Source organism: Massilia genomosp. 1 (assembly GCF_011682185.1).
Taxonomy (GTDB): domain Bacteria; phylum Pseudomonadota; class Gammaproteobacteria; order Burkholderiales; family Burkholderiaceae_D; genus Telluria_A; species Telluria_A rubra.
Genome location: NZ_WHJF01000442.1, coordinates 1 through 358, shown reverse-complemented (window position 1 = coordinate 358; position 358 = coordinate 1). Strand labels below are relative to the sequence as shown.

1 protein-coding gene is annotated in these 358 nt (G+C 62.0%); it reads left to right on the top strand.

Annotated features, from left to right (window positions below; all coding sequences use genetic code 11):
- Positions 1 to 94: 94 nt before the first annotated feature.
- A partial coding sequence (locus F1735_RS34420) for an SDR family oxidoreductase (RefSeq protein WP_167241545.1) occupies positions 95 to 358 on the top strand: 264 nt, incomplete at its 3' end.

Below are 358 nucleotides of genomic sequence, written 5' to 3'. Positions count from 1 at the left end.
ATAGAAATAGGCAATCAGCCGATAGTCCTGTGTATTTCCGTGCATGCCATTGGTTTGTAAGATGCGTCACCTGTCCGACATTCAAGGAGACCACATGTCCAGCCATCACCATCCGCACCAGAAAGTTGTACTCATTACCGGCGCCAGCAGCGGCATCGGCGCCGCCACCGCGCGCTGGCGTGGACGCCACGGTTACCGCCTGGTGCTCGGTGCGCGCCGCGCCGACCGCCTCACCGCCCTGGTCGCCGAGATCCGCAACGAAGGCGGCGTAGCCGAAAGTTTCGCGATGGATGTGCGCCGCCTGGAAGATGTGCAAGGCTTCGTGGCCTTCGCGCTGGACGTGTACAAGCGCGTCGAC